The 18986-nt window shown below is 71.8% G+C and carries 14 protein-coding genes; 2 read left to right on the forward strand and 12 right to left on the reverse strand.

The window, feature by feature from the left end; translation table 11 throughout:
• Positions 1–371: 371 nt before the first annotated feature.
• Positions 372–1379, reverse strand: coding sequence for a stage II sporulation protein M (locus ACGFNN_RS26780; protein WP_393559628.1), 1008 nt, complete (start codon positions 1377–1379; stop codon positions 372–374).
• A gap of 122 nt (positions 1380–1501) precedes the next feature.
• Between ACGFNN_RS26780 and ACGFNN_RS26785 the strand changes: the two genes are divergently transcribed.
• Complete coding sequence (locus ACGFNN_RS26785; RefSeq protein WP_393559630.1) at positions 1502–2461, forward strand: RDD family protein; 960 nt, start codon at positions 1502–1504, stop codon at positions 2459–2461.
• Positions 2462–2568: 107 nt separating this feature from the next.
• Here the strand turns inward: ACGFNN_RS26785 and ACGFNN_RS26790 are convergent, their stop codons facing one another.
• From ACGFNN_RS26790 to ACGFNN_RS26830, 9 genes are all read right to left on the reverse strand, one after another.
• Positions 2569–3207, reverse strand: a complete 639-nt coding sequence (locus tag ACGFNN_RS26790) for a hypothetical protein (protein WP_393559632.1) — start codon at positions 3205–3207, stop codon at positions 2569–2571.
• A gap of 124 nt (positions 3208–3331) precedes the next feature.
• Entirely contained in the window at positions 3332–4789 is a 1458-nt protein-coding gene (gene ahcY / locus ACGFNN_RS26795; protein WP_362674336.1) for an adenosylhomocysteinase, read from the reverse strand.
• Between the two features lie 262 nt (positions 4790–5051).
• Positions 5052–6104, reverse strand: coding sequence for a cation diffusion facilitator family transporter (locus ACGFNN_RS26800; RefSeq protein WP_393559634.1), 1053 nt, complete (start codon positions 6102–6104; stop codon positions 5052–5054).
• An 85-nt stretch (positions 6105–6189) separates the two neighbouring features.
• On the reverse strand, positions 6190–7374 hold the full coding sequence (gene manA, locus ACGFNN_RS26805) for a mannose-6-phosphate isomerase, class I (protein ID WP_393559636.1): 1185 nt from the start codon (positions 7372–7374) through the stop codon (positions 6190–6192).
• An 81-nt stretch (positions 7375–7455) separates the two neighbouring features.
• Positions 7456–8592 carry an SIS domain-containing protein gene (locus ACGFNN_RS26810; RefSeq protein ID WP_393559638.1) on the reverse strand — a complete coding sequence of 379 codons (1137 nt, stop codon included), beginning with the start codon at positions 8590–8592 and terminating at the stop codon, positions 7456–7458.
• 38 nt (positions 8593–8630) lie between these two features.
• Entirely contained in the window at positions 8631–8813 is a 183-nt protein-coding gene (locus ACGFNN_RS26815) for a Trm112 family protein (protein ID WP_362540783.1), read from the reverse strand.
• A 266-nt stretch (positions 8814–9079) separates the two neighbouring features.
• On the reverse strand, positions 9080–10447 hold the full coding sequence (locus ACGFNN_RS26820; RefSeq protein WP_393559640.1) for a phosphomannomutase/phosphoglucomutase: 1368 nt from the start codon (positions 10445–10447) through the stop codon (positions 9080–9082).
• 119 nt (positions 10448–10566) lie between these two features.
• A complete protein-coding gene (locus tag ACGFNN_RS26825; protein WP_393559642.1) occupies positions 10567–12183 on the reverse strand; it encodes an L-lactate permease in 1617 nt (538 codons plus the stop codon).
• 170 nt (positions 12184–12353) lie between these two features.
• Complete coding sequence (locus ACGFNN_RS26830) at positions 12354–12776, reverse strand: DUF3499 domain-containing protein (RefSeq protein ID WP_362540855.1); 423 nt, start codon at positions 12774–12776, stop codon at positions 12354–12356.
• 270 nt (positions 12777–13046) lie between these two features.
• On the opposite strand from ACGFNN_RS26830, the gene ACGFNN_RS26835 reads away from it, so the two are divergent.
• On the forward strand, positions 13047–13475 hold the full coding sequence (locus ACGFNN_RS26835; protein WP_362674348.1) for a metallopeptidase family protein: 429 nt from the start codon (positions 13047–13049) through the stop codon (positions 13473–13475).
• Between the two features lie 16 nt (positions 13476–13491).
• Here ACGFNN_RS26835 and ACGFNN_RS26840 read toward each other — a convergent pair whose 3' ends face one another.
• Both ACGFNN_RS26840 and ACGFNN_RS26845 read right to left on the reverse strand, forming a co-directional pair.
• A complete protein-coding gene (locus ACGFNN_RS26840) occupies positions 13492–15033 on the reverse strand; it encodes a DUF5719 family protein (protein WP_393559644.1) in 1542 nt (513 codons plus the stop codon).
• Positions 15030–18815 (reverse strand): glycosyltransferase, encoded by a 3786-nt coding sequence (locus tag ACGFNN_RS26845; protein ID WP_393559646.1) that lies wholly within the window; start codon positions 18813–18815, stop codon positions 15030–15032. The genes ACGFNN_RS26840 and ACGFNN_RS26845 overlap by 4 nt, the downstream gene beginning before the upstream one ends.
• Positions 18816–18986: the final 171 nt, after the last annotated feature.

Here is an 18986-nt window from a genome sequence, read left to right on the forward strand (position 1 = left end):
GCTTTCCAGTTCTTCGCTTTCGCGTTTCCCTTTCCGGCGGTTCCAACTTTACCAGACTCTTTTTCGTTCCGTTTCCGGTCCGAATTTGATTCCGGCGGCCTGTGGAGTGGCCTTTGCCTTTCGGCTGATCCGACTTTATCAGAAGCAATTGGGCCGATGCGAACCCGGCCGTCTGCTCGAAAGAGAAGAATCGATTGGCTCTGCGAAGACTGCGTCCCCTGCAAGAGCGAGTTGAACTTTAGTCGGTCCCAGCAGAGCCTGTCCAGCTCGTTGGAACCGTTAAAATCTACCTCCCCACGCCAGCCATGTCAATGGTTTTTGTGGGCGAGAAGGAGACTAGCAGGTCAGCGACTGTCTGCGCACATCGGCTCTCACCATGCGAAGGGAGCGTCCGCGCTCCGCCCCTCAGCATCCAGATCTCCGGTGTCGCCGGCGCGAGCCGCGCGGCCTCCCAGCACGTAGACGTAAGCGAGGAAGGCCAGTTCGGCCACGACCCCGATGGTGATGCGAGCCCAGGTCGGAAGTCCTGAAGGAGTGACGAAGCCTTCGATCAGTCCTGACACCAGCAGGACCAGCGCCAGCCCCATGGCCATTCCCAACGCGGCCCTCCCCTGCTGTGCCAGTGCCGATCGGCGGCTGAGCGGACCGGGGTCGATGACCGTCCAACCGAGGCGCAGGCCCGTTCCCGCGGCCACGAAGACCGCGGTGAGTTCGAGCAGACCGTGCGGCAGGACCAGTCCGAGGAAGGTGTCCAGACGGCCGGCGGAGGACATCAGGCCGACTCCGACGGCGAGGTTGAGCACGTTGACGAAGAGGATCCAGACCACCGGTATGCAGAGGAAGGCTCCCAGCACCAGGCACATGGCCGCCGCCCGTGCGTTGTTCGTCCATACCTGTGCGGCGAACGAGGCGGCGGGGTGGCTGGAGTAGTACGTCTCGTACTCCCCACCGGGGCGGGTCAGCGCGCGGAGATCGTCCGGGGCCGCGATCGTCGCCTGGACCTCCGGATGAGTCCCTATCCACCAGCCCATGACGGCGGCCAGGAGCACCGAGAGCACTGCCGTGGGGATCCACCAGTGCCGTGACCGGTACACGGCGGCCGGGAACCCCTCGGTCAGGAAGCGGGTGGCGTCGCGCCAGGACGCACGGCGCGTCCCGGTGACCGTGGCCCGGGCACGGGCCACGAGCTGGGTGAGCCGCGCGGTCAGCGCCGGATCCGGAGCGCTCGACTGCAGCAGGGACAGATGCGTGGCCGTGCGCTGGTAGAGAGCGACGAGCTCGTCCGCCTCCTCGCCGGTCATCTTGCGTCCCCGGCGCAGAAGGTGGTCCAGGCGATCCCATTCACCGTGGTGGGCGGTCACGAAGACATCAAGGTCCATGTGCGGCTGCTGCTCCAGGGATGGGTGGTGCGTACAGGTCCGTACTACGGCGGTGCGCCTCGGGTCAGCTTGGCAGACTGTGGCCCTCAGGGGCAGGGAAGGCCGACGAGGGGTGGGTGGCCATGGATGAGCTCGTGACCGGGGACGCGGTCGTACTCGGGTTGAGGCCCGCGAGGCTGCCGAGCCGGGCGTTGGCGATCGCCATCGACCTCACCGTGCTGCTCACCGTCTTCGTCCTGCTGTCCGTCGGCCTCGCCGTGGCGACGGCCGCACTCGACGAAGCGGCCGCCGCGGCGGTCGCCGTCGCCTCGTTCCTGCTGGTGCTGGTGGGCGGCCCCGTGGCGGTCGAGACGCTCACCCGGGGTCGTTCGCTCGGAAAGCTGGCCTGTGGACTCCGTGTGGTGCGGGACGACGGCGGACCGATCCGGTTCCGGCACGCCCTGGTGCGTGGGGCCATGGGAATGGTGGAGATTCTCGGGACCTTCGGGGTGGTGGGCTGCATCGCCTCGCTGGTGTCCGCACGCGGCCGCCGGCTCGGTGACGTCTTCGCTGGAACGCTCGTGGTGCGAGAGAGGCTGCCCTCCGGACGAGCCTTCGCGCCTCCGCCGCCACCTCCGCCTTGGCTCGTGGGCCGCTTCGCACAGCTTGATCTCTCGGGTGTGCCGGACGGCCTCTGGCTGGCGGTGCGCCAGTACCTGACCCGGATGAACCAGCTCGACGGCACGGTACGAGCGGCCATGGCCGACCGCTTGGCCTGGGATCTCTCCTCCCGTACAGGGGTACCGGTGCCGCCGGGGCTGCCTTCGGCCGCGTACCTGGCGGCGGTGGCCGCGGAGCGGCATGCCCGTGAGGTACGCAGGGTCGCCGGTGCGACCGCGGACCGGGCCGACGGGACGGGTCTCGCGAGCGCCCCGGACCGGCAGTTCTCCGGTAGCCACGACCGGTCGGTGCGGACGGCGACGCCCGGACCGGCACCGGCATCTGCACCGCCGGAGGGCGCGGCCGGAGGCGGCAGCGCTTCGGCTCCACGTCCGGACAGGGCCGACGGGCCGGCCTCGACGGGTTTCGCCCCGCCTGCTTGAAGACCTCGGCTCCGTACCGGCCTCGGCGCATCCGCGAGGTCGGGACAGGCTGACGCGTACGCCTACGATCGCGCCTCGCCGTGGCCCGTCCCGTGTTCCCGTCGCGTTCAGTCCTCCGCCGCTGGACCCCTGTCAGGCATGACCGATGGCGGCGATTCGAGGTGTTCGAGCTCGATTCCGGGTGCCGCCAGCACCACGTCACCGGAGAGGTGAACGGTGTGCTGTTCGCCCGTGTCCAGGGCGTTGACCTGGTACTCGTCCACGATCAGGGGCCCGTTGTCAGTGGCGTGCGCTTCACTGTTCAGCAGCGACCAGGACTGGTCGACCGTCAGTGGGGCGAGGACCGGGTCCGTGAAGGTGACCAGACGGACGCGGGCCGAGGGGGAATCGGTGGTGAGGCGCAGGAGCCGGGCCGTGGCGACGAGGAACGCGGGGGATGTGCCGGAGAAGGAATGGGCGCGGACATTGCCTTCGGTGGCATGGGTGCCGGTGGGGTCGGAGCGTACCCAGGTGACCCCGTCGAGGGCGGCGCCGCGGATCTGCCAACTCGCGGAGTGCAGTTCGAGGCGGATGGGGCGGCCGAGATCGTCCAGGGCCAGATCCACGGAGCCCAGATGGGCACCCGAAGGACCCGTGGTCTGCGAGACGTAGCGCCAGCCGGAGGGGCCGGGCGCGCAGTGGAAGTGTTCATCGCCGAGGGGGGTGTGGTCGTGGAGATCGTGGAGCGAATAACGGCCGCGGGGCATGGGGTCCTTCAGGGTCCTCGGGCTGTGCGGGTGCGGTACGGGGCAGGCCCCCGGCACGGGGGTGCGGGGGCCTGCGCTCGGACCTGCTGCTGATCTGCACGCCGGCCTGTGGCCGACGGCCTGATCAGTAGCGGTAGAGGTCCGACTTGTACGGGCCCTCGACCGGGACACCGATGTAGTCGGCCTGCTCCTGGCGGAGGGTCGTGAGCTTCACACCCAGCGCGTCGAGGTGGAGGCGGGCGACCTTCTCGTCCAGGTGCTTCGGCAGCACGTAGACGTCGGTGGGGTACGCCTCGGGCTTCGTGAACAGCTCGATCTGGGCCAGCGTCTGGTCCGCGAAGGAGTTGGACATGACGAACGAGGGGTGACCCGTGGCGTTGCCGAGGTTCAGCAGGCGGCCCTCGGACAGGACGATCAGGACCTTGCCGTCCTTGAACGTCCAGGTGTGGACCTGGGGCTTGACCTCGTCCTTGACCACGCCGTCGATCTTCGCCAGGCCGGCCATGTCGATCTCGTTGTCGAAGTGGCCGATGTTGCCGACGATGGCCTGGTGCTTCATCCGGGCCATGTCGGAGGCCATGATGATGTCCTTGTTGCCGGTCGTCGTGACGAAGATGTCCGCGGTCTCCACCACGTCGTCCAGCGTCGTGACCTGGTAGCCGTCCATCGCGGCCTGGAGGGCGCAGATCGGGTCGATCTCCGTGATGATCACCCGGGCACCCTGGCCGCGGAGGGACTCCGCACAGCCCTTGCCCACGTCGCCGTATCCGCAGACGACCGCGGTCTTGCCGCCGATGAGGACGTCGGTGGCACGGTTGATGCCGTCGATCAGCGAGTGGCGGCAGCCGTACTTGTTGTCGAACTTCGACTTGGTGACCGCGTCGTTGACGTTGATCGCCGGGAAGAGGAGCGTGCCGTCGCGGTGCATCTCATAGAGCCGGTGGACGCCGGTCGTGGTCTCCTCGGTGACGCCGCGGATCTCGGACGCCAGCTGGGTCCACTTCTGCGGGGACTCGCCGAGGGTGCGGTTCAGCAGGGTGAGGATGTACGCGTACTCCTCGCTGTCCGCGGTGGCCGGGTCGGGGGCCTGGCCGGCCTTCTCGAACTCGACTCCCTTGTGGACGAGGAGGGTGGCGTCACCACCGTCGTCGAGGATCATGTTCGGGCCGCCGGTCGGCGTGTTGGGCCACGTCAGCGCCTGCTCGGTGCACCACCAGTACTCCTCCAGGCTCTCGCCCTTCCAGGCGAAGACCGGGACGCCGGCGGGGGCGTCCGGGGTGCCGGTCGGACCCACCGCGATGGCGGCGGCTGCGTGGTCCTGGGTGGAGAAGATGTTGCAGGAGGCCCAGCGGACCTCGGCGCCCAGGGCGACGAGGGTCTCGATGAGAACGGCGGTCTGCACCGTCATGTGCAGCGAGCCGGTGATCCGGGCACCGGCCAGCGGCTGGGCGGCGGCGTACTCCTTGCGGATCGACATCAGGCCGGGCATCTCGTGCTCGGCGAGGGTGATCTCCTTGCGCCCGAAGGCGGCGAGGGAAAGGTCGGCGACCTTGAAGTCCTGGCGATTGGCGGCCGTCGTCATAACGGGCTGCTCCTCGTATCGGGTCGAGGGTGGACTGGCTGGCTCTGCGGCGACCACGGGCACACCAATGCCCGGGTGATCCGCAGTGCAGTCCGTCGGAGGCCCTCTCTCCCTCGGCCGGTCCGCTCTCGCGAACCGATCGACCGCCATCAGCAGCGACGTCTGGTACTGACCCGAATCTACACCGAACGGCCCAGTGACCCCCAGTCCGCCGGAGTGGCGGGATGGGGCACAGGGCCGTTCGTGGCTGATGGAAAGCAGGTCAGTGGCCGGATCCCGACGGCGCGCCGCCGGACTGGTCGGAGGCGGAGTCCCCTGAACCGGAGGCATCCCCGGAACCCGAGGAGTCGGCGGACTCCGCGCCGCCCGGGGCCTTGGCGGGGTTGACGCCGGCCTGTGCCGCCGCCTCGTCGTAGATGTCGGGCTCGAGGTAGATGACCCGGGCGATCGGTACGGCCTCGCGGATCCGTGTCTCCGCGGCGTTGATCGCCTCCGCGACCTCGGCGGCGGACTCCTCTGCACGCACCGCGATCTTCGCGGCCACGAGCAGTTCCTCGGGGCCGAGGTGGAGGGTGCGCATGTGGATGACACGGGTGACGGTGTCGCCGTCGACCACGGAGGCGTGGATCTTCTCGACGTCCTCGACGCCGGCGGACTCGCCGAGCAGCAGGGACTTCGTCTCGGCGGCGAGGACGATCGCGATGACGATGAGCAGGACACCGATGCAGAGGGTGCCGATGCCGTCCCAGACGCCGTCGCCGGTGCCCAGGGCCAGCCCGACACCGCCGAGCGCGAGGATCAGGCCGACGAGCGCGCCGAAGTCCTCGAGGAGGACGACGGGGAGTTCGGGCGCCTTGGCCCGGCGGACGAACTGCGTCCAGGTCAGCTTCCCGCGGGTCTGGTTGGACTCCACGATGGCGGTACGGAAGGAGAAGCTCTCGGCGATGATCGCGAAGACCAGCACACCCACCGGCCACCACCAGGCGTCGATGGGGTGGGGGTGCTTGATCTTCTCGTAGCCCTCGTAGATCGCGAACATGCCACCGACCGAGAACAGCACGATCGACACGAGGAAGGCGTAGATGTAGCGCTCACGCCCGTAACCGAAGGGGTGCTGGGGCGTGGCCTCCCGCTGGGCCTTCTTGCCGCCGAGCAGCAGGAGTCCCTGGTTCCCGGAGTCCGCCAGCGAGTGGACGCTCTCCGCCAGCATCGACGACGAGCCACTGAAGAGGAACGCCACGAATTTGGCCACTGCGATCGCGAGGTTGGCGGCCAGTGCCGCCACGATCGCCTTGGTTCCGCCTGACGCGCTCATAAGTGCCTGGTGTCCCTTCCTCGGTGCTGCGGCGGGCGCCGCGGTACGGCCGGACATTGTTGCAGCCGGTGGTGCGGGCGGTACGTCAGACCACCACGGTCGCGCGGAAGAGTGTTCCCGTACCGGCCACTTCGACCGTTTCGTCCGCCGGGACGAACACGGACTCCCCCGGGGCCAGGGCGATTTCGCCCGCCTTCGGGGTGCCGGCCGTGCAGAGCAGGATCTGCGGGGTGGGCATCGTGAGGTCGAGAGGGGCGCAGCCGGCGGGCAGGACGAAACGCGACAGCCTGAACTCGTCGACCGGCGTCTCGTACAGTTCCTCGCCGCTGGGTGCGGCCTCGGGGCGCAGGATGCCGGGCTCGGTGGCCTCGAAGCGGACGATGCGCAGGAGTTCGGGGACATCGATGTGCTTCGGGGTCAGACCGCAGCGCAGCACGTTGTCGGAGTTGGCCATGATCTCGACGCCCAGTCCCCCGAGATAGGCGTGCGGGACACCGGCACCGAGGAACATGGCCTCGCCGGGCTGGAGTTGTACGTAGTTCAGGAGCAAGGCCGCGATGACGCCCGCGTCGCCGGGGTAGTGGCGGGCGATCTCGGCGTACGGGGCGTGGGCCCCGCCGATCCGTTCGGCGGCCTCGGCCGCCTCGGCGACGGTGTGGGCCATCTCGTCGGGGTCGGCGGTGAGGATCGCCGTGAGGACCTCGCGCAGCGCCTCGTCCTCGGGACGGGCGTGGAGCAGGTCCACGTAGGGCTTCAGTGAGTCGACTCCGAGGGCGGCTATCAGTTCGGCGGCCTCGGCGGGCCTGCGGAATCCGCACAGTCCGTCGAAGGGCGTGAGCGCGCAGATCAGTTCGGGCTTGTGGTTGGCGTCCTTGTAGGTGCGGTGGGGCGCGTCCATCGGGATGCCCCGTGCTTCCTCGTCCGCGTACCCCTGCTGGGCCTGCGCGAGGTCGGGGTGGACCTGGAGGGACAGCGGTGCGCCGGCGGCGAGCAGCTTGAGCAGGAAGGGGAGGCGCGGGCCGAAAGCGCGGACGGCCTCTGGGCCGAGTTCGCGTTCGGGGTCGGCGGCGATGACGTCCGTGAGCGACTGCTCTCCCTGTCCCGCGGCGTCGCCCTCGGGGGAGCGGGTGAGGCGTGAGGGGGCTCCGGGGTGGGCTCCCATCCACATCTCGGCCTGCGGTTCGCCGGTGGGGGCCGTGCCGAGCAGCTCGGGGATGGCCGTGGGGGACCCCCAGGCGTAGGGGCGCACGGTGTTGGAGAGCCGGTCCATGGAGTTTCGTCCTCGTGGGTTGTGCGGGGGCGTGGGCGCCCCGGTGGTGGCGGGGCGTAGCTGCCCGGGGGATGCGGGCGGTCAGGCCCGGTTGTCGGAGGCCAGGGAGGCGTAGACGGCGGCGAAGTCGGTGACCGCGAGGAGTTCGGCGAGCGCTTCGAGGTCGCTGCCCTCCTCCGGTTCGAGTTCGCTGATGGCCGTGTCGTGGCTGAGGGCGAGTTCGCGGGCGGCCGGGCTCGCGGTGAGTCCGCCGGTGGGCCGGTCGCGGAGCAGGACGACGCGGGCCCGCATGGCTTCGGGCTCGTCCACCCGGTCCCGGAAGAAGTCGTCGGGGTCGGCACCGGCGGCGAAGGCTCCCGCGAGCAGCCCTCCGTGGGAGGGCAGTGCCTGGGGCAGCTCGGCCACGAGGGCGGGGCGTCCGGCGAGCTCGGCGAGGACGGCGGCGAAGCGGCGCCCGACGGGGCCGGCCGCGTCGCCCTCGGTCCACAGGAGTGGCAGGCTGTCGGCGAGCTCGGCGGCGAGTGTCTTCGCCGGGTTGCTGTACGTGGCGATCGCGGGCCCGCAGCGTTCGGCGGTGCGGTCGAGGCGGTCGGCGACCTTCTGCAGGGTGTCCGGAGACGCGTCGATCAGGCCGACCCGGTCGAGCAGCGCGAGCAGCGGGGTGAGGAGGGCCCAGAGGGTACCGGGGCCGGCCGCCGAGGTCTCGGCGTCGTACTCCCCGTGCGGGGCGGCCGCCATGGGGACGACGAGCCCGTGGACCCCGTCGACGGCGTCGCGCAGCGGGGAGCGGACGGGTGCGACGGCGACGACCGTGCAGCCGCGGCGGTAGGCCTGCTCTGCGAGGAGCGCGAGGCCGGGCTCCGAGCCGTCGGCCGTGGCGATCAGCAGCAGGTCGACGGATCCGGCCCAGCCGGGCAGCGTCCAGCGCAGTGCGCCGGGGGCCGGTGCGACTCCGGTGGGACGGATCGCGGTGACCGGCGCGGAGGCTCCCGCGAGCGCGCCGATCAGGTCGGCGACTCCGGACGCGGCGGTGCCGGGACCGGCGACGAGGACGGCGCGGGGCCGGCCCTCGGGGGCCAGGGAACCGATTCCGGCCTCGGCCGCGTGCCAGGCGGCGGTACGGACACGGGCTCCGGCCTCGGCGGCACCGCGCAGCAGTCCTCGTCTGTCGGCCCGTGCAAGGGCGTCCGGTGCGTCGAGCAGTGACTCGTCGAGCATGGGTGGGCCTCCGATCACCGTGCTGATCAGGGTGCGGTTTACGCGGGGCGGCGGGCCTCGTCGACGAGGAGCACCGGGATGCCGTCCCGGACGGGGTAGGCGAGACCGCAGTCCGCGCCGGTGCAGACCAGCTCGGGGCTCTCGGCCGCGGACCGGTCGTCGAGCTCGGCGTGGCAGGCCGGGCAGGCGAGGATCTCCAGAAGGCCGGCTTCGAGCGGCATGAGGTGGGTCCCTTCAGGCATACGGTGCGGATCCCCGTCCGGACCCGGTTCGGGTCGGCGGAGCTTGGGGCGTGGTCAGCCTACCGCCGGGCCGGGAGGGTCGCGGCCCGGCGGGTACCGCCCGGCGGGGCATGCCTCGGCGGCGGCCCCGGGCGGACGGTGTGGGCACCTGACCCCGGGGCGTGCCCACGGGATGCGTGTGCCCCTGATGCACGGGGATCACGCCCGGACGAGGGCGGCGATCACACCCGTGGCAAGGGCGGCGATCATGCCCGGACGAGGGCGAGGACCTCGTCGCGGATGTCCTCCATCGTCTTCCGGTCCCGTGCTTCGACGTTCAGGCGCAGCAGCGGTTCGGTGTTGGAGGCGCGGAGGTTGAACCACCAGTCGGTCCCGGTGACGGTGAGCCCGTCGAGTTCGTCGAACCGCACGCTGTCCCGGCCCTCGTACGCCGCCCTGATCACCGCGATTCCGGCCGACCCGTCGGCGACGGTGGAGTTGATCTCCCCGGAGCCCGCGTACCGGTCGTAGCTGTCGAGGAGGCCGGAGAGCGGTCCGTCCTGGCCGCCGAGCGCGGCGAGGACGTGCAGGGCGGCGAGCATGCCGGTGTCGGCGTTCCAGAAGTCGCGGAAGTAGTAGTGCGCGGAGTGCTCGCCGCCGAAGATCGCCCCGTGCCGGGCCATCTCGGCCTTGATGAAGGAGTGGCCGACGCGGGTGCGGACCGGCGTTCCGCCGTTCTCGCGCACGACCTCGGGGACGGACCACGAGGTGATCAGATTGTGGATCACGGTGCCCTCGCCGCCGTTGCGGGCCAGCTCGCGGGCGGCGACCAGCGCGGTGACGGCGGACGGGGAGACGCCCTCGCCCCGCTCGTCGACGACGAAGCAGCGGTCGGCGTCCCCGTCGAAGGCGAGACCGAGGTCGGCTCCTTCGGCGAGGACACGGGCCCGCAGGTCGACGATGTTCTTCGGGTCGAGGGGGTTCGCCTCGTGGTTCGGGAAGGTGCCGTCGAGCTCGAAGTACATGGGTACGAGGTCCAGCGGGAGCCCCTCGAGGACGGTGGGCACGGTGTGGCCGCCCATGCCGTTGCCCGCGTCCACGACGACCTTGAGCGGGCGGATCCCGGAGAGTCCGACGAGGCCCCGGAGGTAGGCCGCGTAGTCGGAGAGGGTGTCGCGCTCGGTCACCTTGCCCGGAGCGACGGTGTCCGCTGCGGGCGTGCCGTGCTCGGACCACTGCTCGACCAGGGTGCGGATCTCGGCGAGTCCGGTGTCCTGGCCGACCGGGGCGGCCCCGGCGCGGCAGAGCTTGATGCCGTTGTATTGCGCCGGGTTGTGCGAGGCCGTGAACATCGCCCCGGGCAGGTCCAGCGCTCCGGAGGCGTAGTAGAGCTGGTCGGTCGAGCAGAGCCCGATGAGGGTCACGTCGGCGCCGCGTGCCGTCGCGCCCCGGGCGAAGGCGGCGGCGAGACCGGGCGAGGACGGCCGCATGTCGTGCCCGATCACGATGGCGTCCGCGTCGGTGACCTGGACGAAGGCGGCGCCGAACAGTTCGGCGAGCGTCTCGTCCCACTGGTCGGGCACGACTCCGCGCACGTCGTACGCCTTCACGAGCTGCGACAGGTCAGCAACCACGGCCGGTCCTCCTGGGTCTTTGGAAGCTGTTGCCTTTCCCCGGTCGGCCTGATCCGACCGGGGAAAGGCGACAGCTTCCTACGGACCGCCCAAACTACCCGGCTCCACGGGCCCGCCCGTCAGGGGAGCATCCAGCCCAGCACAGCGGTGCTCTGCGCCATCACGATCAGGCACATGACCAGGAGCAGTCCGAGGCTCCACGGCAGGACCTTGCGGAGCAGGTCGCCCTCCCGGCCGGCGAGGCCCACGGCCGCGCAGGCGATCGTGAGGTTCTGCGGGGAGATCATCTTGCCGAGTACGCCCCCTGAGCTGTTGGCCGCCGCGAGGAGGGCGGGCGAGAGGCCGGATTCCCGTGCGGCGGAGACCTGGAGGGCTCCGAAGAGGGCGTTGGCCGAGGTGTCGGAGCCGGACACGGCGACCCCGAACCAGCCGAGGACCGGCGAGAGGAAGGCCAGGCCCGCGCCGGCCGCGGCGACGAACTGGCCGATGGTGGCCGCCTGTCCGGACAGGTTCATGACGTAGGCGAGGGCGAGCACGGAGGTCACGGTGAGGATGGCGTAGCGCAGTTCGTGCACGGTGGCCGCCCACTCCCGTACCGCTGCGCCGGCCCGTACGCCGAGCACGGCGGCGGTGACGAGCCCGGCGAGCAGGACGAGTGTGCCGCCCGTGCCGACGAGGGGGAGGGTGAAGACGTTGGCCCCGACCGGTTCGCCGTCCGGGGCGGCGACGTCGAGGAACGGCCAGTCGAAGACGCGGGTCGCCTCGGCCAGCAGGTCCTTGACGGGCGGGATCTGGGCGACGGAGAACACCGCGACGATCAGCGCGTAGGGGGCGTAGGCCCGCAGCACCTCGCGGCGCGGGTCCTCCTGGTCGAGGTCATCGCTGCGTGCGCCCGTCAGCACGGCCTCGCGTACGTCCTCGCCCGCGGGCCGGCGGGCTCCGGGTACGGCGATCAGCGCGCCGGCGCCCACCAGCGCGGCGGCGATGTCGGCGAGCTGGGCCGAGACGAAGTTGGACGCGGCGAACTGGGCGACGGCGAAGGCCACTCCGCAGACGAGGGCGGGCAGCCAGGTCTCCCGCAGCCCCCGCTTCCCGTCGACGAGGAAGACGAGGATCAGCGGGACGACGAGCGCGAGCAGCGGGGTCTGCCTGCCGACGACCGTGGCGACGTCGTCCAGCGGCAGACCGGTGACCTGGGCGAGCGTCACGACCGGGGTGCCCATCGCACCGAAGGCGACGGGCGCGGTGTTGGCGACCAGGGAGACGACGGCGGCCTTCACCGGGTCGAAGCCGAGCGCGACGAGCATCACCGAGCAGATGGCCACGGGTGCGCCGAACCCGGCCAGCGCCTCCAGGAGGGCCCCGAAGCAGAAGGCGATGACGAGGGCCTGGACGCGGGGGTCGTCGGAGACCCTGCCGAAGGAGCGGCGCAGGATGTCGAAGTGCTGGGTGCGGACGGTCATCCGGTACACCCAGAGGGCGTTGACGACGATCCACATGATGGGGAAGAGTCCGAAGAGGACGCCCTGCGCCCCGGCGGACAGGGTCTGTCCGAACGGCATCCCGAAGGCGAGGCAGCCGACGAGCACGGCGACGGCCAGCCCGATGAGTCCGGCGAGGTGGGCCTTCATCCGGAGGGCGCCGAGCAGGATCAGCACCGTCACCAGCGGCAGGGAAGCGACGAGAGCTGACAGACCGAGCGAATCGGCTACGGGTTCGAGTTGCTGGACAAACACACAGGCCTCCCCGGATTCCGTGATGCGGAAGATCCTTCACGGATGCAGGAATGGTCATGTCCGCGCCAAGTGCACGTCAATGGGCCGTACCGGAAAACTTCATTCCACCTGCGGGGCGCACGGGGAACGCGACCCGAGAACGACGCGCAGGACCGGGAGGACGGGCCGGGTCAGGAGTCCGGGGAGCGCAGCACCCTCAGATGCCCACGGCGCGCGACCTCCACCGGGTCCGCCGTACGCGGTCCCCGGTCGCCCGGCTGCCGCTCCTGGGGCCGGGCCGCCTCACGGACGGCGTTGGCGAGCGCTTCGAGATCGTCGCCGCTCGGACGGGTGGGGGCCGAGGGGTCGGAGAGCCGGACGACCTCCCAGCCGCGCGGGGCGGTGAGCCGCTCGCCGTGTTCGGCGCAGAGGTCGTAGCAGTGGGGCTCGGCGTAGGTGGCGAGCGGGCCGAGGACCGCGGTCGAGTCGGCATAGACGTACGTCAGTGTCGCGACGGCGGGACGGCCGCACGCGGTTCGCGAACAGCGACGTACAGGGCTCACGATGTTGGACGGTACCGCACTCTTGAGCGGGCTGCGACGACTCTCCCTCAGCTCACCCCTCGTGTCGCCCGGCGGAACGGCCCCCACGCGGAACCCGCGGAACCGGTCCGACCTGCGCGGCAGCCGTCCCCGGCACCCGCGCCCGCACCCGGCCGTGGTCACCAGGGGGAACACAAGCGGTCATACGGCAGCGGGTCGGCGATCGGAGCAAGGACCGGAAGTGCACCCGACCCTGGCCGGAACGCTCATCCGGTGACATCCTCCGGCCCCGTGGGGAACCGGTGATCTCCATGGGCCCGGGAGAGCTACGCTGCGTCGGTGATGGACAGTCCCGTACCGCCCCGCCCGTCCGAACCACGGCCCCGCCACCGCGACCGTCACGGCCGCGGCATGCGCGGCCCGGTCGCGCCTCCCCAGGTCCCGCTGTCCGTCAGCAGGGCCGAGAGCTTCCGGGACCTCGTGCAGGATTCGGTGGAGCGCCTGGAGCGGCGCTGGCCACAGCTGGCGGACGTCGACTTCATGGTCCTGGACGTGCCGGATTCCCTCGACGACACCGTGCCGCTGGGCCGGGCCCTCTCCGCCGAGAAGGGCCGGCCCGCCCAGATCGTCGTGTACCGGCGTCCCGTCGAGATCCGCACCAAGAGCAGGGACGAGCGCGCCCTGCTGATCCACGAGGTCGTGGTGGAACAGGTCGCGGAGCTGCTCGGCCTCTCGCCCGAGTCCGTGGACCCGCGCTACGGGCAGGACTGAGGACCGGCCTCGGTCGTCAGTCGTCCAGGACCGACAGGTTCTGTTCCGCCGAGGGCACCTCCACCGTGCCGCCGTCGTCCGGGAGCGTCTGCACGGTGAACATGCCGATCCCGCTCTCCTTCACCTCCAGGGTGCGGGCCGCGTGCACGGGCCCGCCCGACTCCGTCTCCACCGTCAGCGCGTAACCGCCCTTGAGGCCTGCCGGGGGCTCCGGCGTGACCTCCAGCGTCGTACCGCCCTTGACCGTGTACGTCTTGACGGACGGCTCACCGCCCTCGCTGCCGGCGGACGCGGTGACCTTGACCTCGGCCGTCGCACCCGGGGCGGTGAGGGAGAGAACCGAGCCCTTGGCGCGGTTGTCGGCGACGGTCGACCGTTCGCCCACCGGACCGGTCGCGGGGATGAACGCGACCTCCTGCTTCGCGCCGGTGCCGCGCACCACGCGCAGCGCGGCCACCACCGGGGTGGCGCTGCCCCCTGCGGGCGAGAGACGGATCGAGCCGGGCTCGCCCCGTGTCACGTCCTTGAGGTCGACGCTCGCGGTCATCCGCGACTTGATGTGCAGGGTGGCGTTCCCGGCCGGGGAGAACGTCGTGCTCTTGCCCATGAGTTGGACCTTCACATCGGCGTCGTCGTCGCCCGGGGCGAAGGCCACCAGCCGGACGGAGGTCGCGTCGGCCGGAATGCCGGGCAGGACCTGGGTGCCGGCGGGGTCGGCGGAGGCGGACAGCCAGTCGCTGCCCACGCCGTCCTCGGCCGAGCTCACGACCGCGCCGACGCGTCCGGTCCTGGTCGTCACGTGGACGGTCACGTTCTCGGCCTGCTCTCCGGTCAGGGTCGAGATCAGCATCGGGACGCTGGACCGCGCCGGGACCGTGATGCCTTCGGCGACCTCTGAGTCGAGGGGGCCGTCCGCGTCGTACAGCTCGATGTCGGCGACGGCCGCGGTGTCGTCCGGATTCGTCAGGTGGACGTAGTCCTGCCGGTCCTTCGCGGTGCTCGCGCCGGGGAACCAGAAGTCCGTGTCGGGGGCCGTGCAGCTGACACCGAGCAGACCACGGGCGCCGCCCGCGGCGGTCGTGGTGGTCTGCTGGGCGGCCCAGCCGGGGGCGAACGCACCGGTGGCGGTGCCGATCAGCGCGGGGGCGTCGGCCTTGGCGGTGTCGGCGGTGACCGGCTCGCCGAGTTCCTTCAGGGAGACGACGGGCTTGCCGTCCGCCGCCTTCTCCTTCTCCTCGTCGTCCTTCTTCCCGTCCTTCGCCGCGTCCTCGTCGGCCGGCGCGTCCTCGTCCACGGGCAGGGCCTTTGCCGGCTCCAGTTCGGCGGCACCGCCCTTCGCGCCGCCCTTCCCGGCGGGGGTGACGGAGGTGTACGTCGTCTCCGCCAGGTCGGAGGAGCTGGGCGCCGGGCACAGGAGGCTGGAGCGCTCGACGGGGAGACGGGCGGCCGCCTTCGCACCGGTCACGCCCCCGTCGCCGGGCGCCGTGAGCGCGGCGAGCCCGGTGACGGCGGCGAGCGCCACGACGCCCGCGATGAGGGACTTGGGGATGGACTTCACTCGGACTCGCCTCGCGATGCGTTGCCGTTACCGGTCTGCCAGGGGCCGTGGCCCGGGGCCGTGTCTTGGTCGTGCCCGCCCTGCCCGTCGTAGGCGCTCTCGCCCGTGTCCGTGGCGTAGGGCTGCTGCTGCGCGTAGCCGTACGGGTCGTAGACGCCCTGCTGGTAGGGGTCCTGCTGGTACGGGTCCTGCTGGTACGAGCCGGCCTCCTGGTACTGGCCGGCGTCCTGACCGGGCTGGTAGAAGCCGTGGTCCGCGTCCTGGTACTGCTGCCCGTCCCACTCCCCGTACTGCTGCTGGTGGGGCACCGCCGCATAGGTTCCGGTGGCGTCCGGGTCGCCGGGAGCCGCCGGGTAGGGATCGGACTCCTGCTGCGCGGGGATGTACTCGCCGGGCGTCTGCTCCGGGGCGGCCGGCGGCTCCACGTACGGGGTCTCCGCGCCGTACGGGGTCTCCGCGGGGTCCTGTGCGTACAGGCCCGCGGATGCCTCCTCGCCGGTGGCGACCGCTTCGGCCTGGGCGGCCGCGCGCAGCCTGCGCGCCCTGCGCCCCTCCCCCGCGACGGGCTCGGCGGGAACGGTCTCGGTCTCCTCGGGCAGGTCGTCGTCGATTTCACGGCGGCGGCCGGGCAGGGCCAGGACGACGAGTACGACGCCGAGTGCGATCTGGGCCCAGACCCAGGCGGTGTGCGTGACGGGGGTGTCGTACGTGAGGTCGAGGGTGCCACCCTCGCCGGGCAGTTCGAAGCCCTGGGCCCAGCCGTCCACCGTCTTCGGCTTCAGGGCCCGGCCGTTCAGGGTGGCCTGCCAGGCCGGGTCCGCCGCGTCGGCGATCCTGAGCACCCGGCCGGAGTCCCCGGCGGGCACCTCGGTGTGCGCGTCCACCGCGTGCGAGCCGACGGGCACGGGCTCGGAACTCTCACCCGCGGGGATGATCGCCAGGCGTGAGACCTCACGGTCGACACGCCAGAGAGCGCTGCCGTCGAGCTGGCTCAGCCGGCTCAGGCCGGGGGTGGAGTCGAGCACCCGGCTCATCTCACGGGGCGCCCCGTCCCGTACGAGGACGTAGCGGATCGCGAACCCGCTGAGCTGGCTCCCCTGGTCCGCGCCGGAACCGGCGACCAGGTTGCCGACGACCTTGTCCAGACCAGGGTCGGCGCCGCCCGCGGCGGTGAGCTCGGCGTCGCCCAGCCGGGCGCCCGAACCACGGACCAGGGTGTAGGAGACGGCGCCCGGTGAGCTGCCCCCGAGCACCAGGGTGCGCGCCTGGTCACGGGTACCGCTCTCCTCGGCGACGAAGGCGGGCACCTGCACGGGGTCGCGGCGTTCCAGCGGACCAGCCGCGCCACCGATCATCCAGCCGGCCGCGGCCAGCGCCGGGGCGAGCGCGGCAGCCAGCGCGATCAGCGCGGCGACCGGCTGGCGCCAGCCGAAGCTCAGCGCGGCGACCCGGGTCCGGGCGCCGTCCGCGCCGAGCAGCGCGGCGACGAGCAGCGCCGCGCCGTAGACGAGGGTGGCGGGCCCCGCCCAGGTGGAGCCGTTGGAGACGGCCGCGAAGGTCAGCGAGACGAGGACGACGACCCAGGCGGTACGGATCGCGAACTGCCGCTCGCCCCGGAGCAGGGCGGCCAGCGCGGCGAGCACGATGCCCAGGAGCAGGATGCCGCCGGCCGCCTTGGGTCCGCCGGGGCTGATACCGAGCAGGTCGAGAGCCGACGCGGTGCCCGTACCGAGGTCGAGCCCCGCCTCCTTCAGGAACCCCGAAGGGCTGGACAGCAGGGACAGGGACCACGGCGCGAGGACCAGCATCGGTGTGCCGGCCAGTGCCAGGAAGCGCAGTCCGTACGCGGCGATGTCGTCGCGCCGCAGCACGAGGACCCCGATACCGAGGACCACGGCAAGCGGCCAGACGACCGGGGTGAACGCCGTGGCCAGGGTCAGCAACAGGGTGTACGCCCAGGTGGCACGCCAGGTGCCGCGTGCGGTGGAACCGCTGCCCCGCAGCCCGTACGCGGCCACGGCGGCGCGGGCGATCAGCGGGAGCAGGATGGCCAGGACGGCCGTGCCGAGGCGCCCGGTGGCCAGCGCTCCGGTCGCCGCGGGGAGGAACGCGTAGGCGACGCTCGCCCAGGCCCGCAGGAGCCGGGACTCGAGGAGCGGCCGGGAGGCGAAGTACGCCGTGAGCCCGGCGAGCGGGACGGAACAGACGAGCAGAAGGGTGAGGGCGAAGCCCGTCGAGCCGAGGAACAGTGCCGACAGGGCGGCGATCACGGCGAGGTAGGGCGGGGCGGCCTGGGTTCCACCGGTGCCGACGGGATGCCAGCCGTCGGCGTAGCGGCCCCAGAGGTCGGAGACGTCCGCGGGGGCCGGGAGCAGTGCGCCGCCGGCGAGGGCGCCGCTGCCGAGGAGGCCTCGGCATGCCACCAGTGAGACGAGCAGGAGGACCAGGAAGAGCACGGGACCGGGCTTGCGGCCGACCTTCTTGAGCCGGGCGAACTGCTCGATCTCGAGGAAGTCGGCGTCGTCGCCACCGGGACCGGACTCGACGGCACCGTGCCGTGATCCGCCGGAGTCGGAGTCGGTGCGGCTGCCGAAGTTGCCCGCGATCTGTTCGACCGTGGCCCGGACCGTGGCGCCGGCCGGCGGGAACAGGGACCGCAGCTCGGCGGCGTCCACCGCGCCCTTTCCGCGCGCCCGGCGCGCGGCGATGATCCTGCCGGGACGCAGCAGGGTGCCGAAGAGTCCGGCGACCTCGTCGAGTGCCTGCCCCGGCACCTTGCCGACGAGGTAGGCGAGGGTGCGCAGCAGGGTGCCGACGAGGAGGCGGACCATGGCCCACGGAAGCTGTTTGCCGCGGGCGTTGACCAGCATGGTGTAGACGGCGCCGGCCTTGTCGACCCGGTGCGGGGAGGCGACGGAGCGTCCGGCGCAGTCGATGGGGCGGCGCTCCCTGGCGGAGGCCTCGGCGTGACGGAGCACCGCGTCGGGGGCGACGAGCACCCGGTGTCCGGCCAGGTGGGCGCGCCAGCAGAGGTCGACGTCGTCACGCATGAGCGGGAGCCTGCGGTCGAAGCCGCCGAGCTCCTCCCAGACGTCGCGCCGCACCAGCATGCCCGCGGAGGAGACCGAGAGGACGGTGCGGACCTGGTCGTGCTGGCCCTGGTCCTGCTCGCGGCGGTCCAGTCCGGTCCAGCGGCGTCCGCTGTTGGCGATGGAGACACCGACCTCGAGGAGCTGCTTGCGGTCGTACCAGCCGCGCAGCTTGGGCCCGACGATCGCGGCGTGCTTGTCGTGGTCGACGACCCGGAGCATCTCGGCGAGCGCGTCCGGTTCCGGAGCGCTGTCGTCGTGCAGCAGCCAGAGCCACTGCACCGGTTCACCGTGCGGGAGCTCCGGCAGGTCGTAGGCGTCGTCGCGCCAGCTGCGGGTGACCGGGTCCCAGCCGCTGGGGCGCTTCAGATAGGGAAGGTCGTCGGGAGTGAGCACGCCGGCCGTGCGGGTCGCCTCTTCGACGGCGGTGCCGAAGCTGGTGCGCCGCGCCAGGTGGAGGACGCGCTCGGCGCCGAGCGCCTCGGTGACCAGACGGGCGGATTCGTCGGCGCTGCCGGTGTCGGCGGCGACGACGTTCTGTACGGGGCGCTCCTGCCCCAGCAGTCCGTCCAGCACGCGGGGCAGCCAGCGTGCGCCGTCGTGCGAGACGAGCACGGCGGTGACGACGTGCCGGGGGAACTCTGGGGCGGCGGCGGCCTCGTTCGGCGCCGCCGAGTGGCTGTGCACGGACATCGGGGTACGGGCCCTCCGGCCGGGTCCGGAGGGGGTCCCCCGGGGGCTGCATCGGTGTACACGCGCGCCGCGGCGGGGCGTTGGCGCGTCTCTCGGACGGGGCCCCACACTAACGGTACGGATGTGCGGCCGGTGCCGAGCGGTTGTCCCGTGGAACGGAAGACCGCCGGG

Source organism: Streptomyces sp. NPDC048590, from assembly GCF_043199535.1.
In the GTDB taxonomy this organism is placed as follows: Bacteria; Actinomycetota; Actinomycetes; order Streptomycetales; family Streptomycetaceae; genus Streptomyces.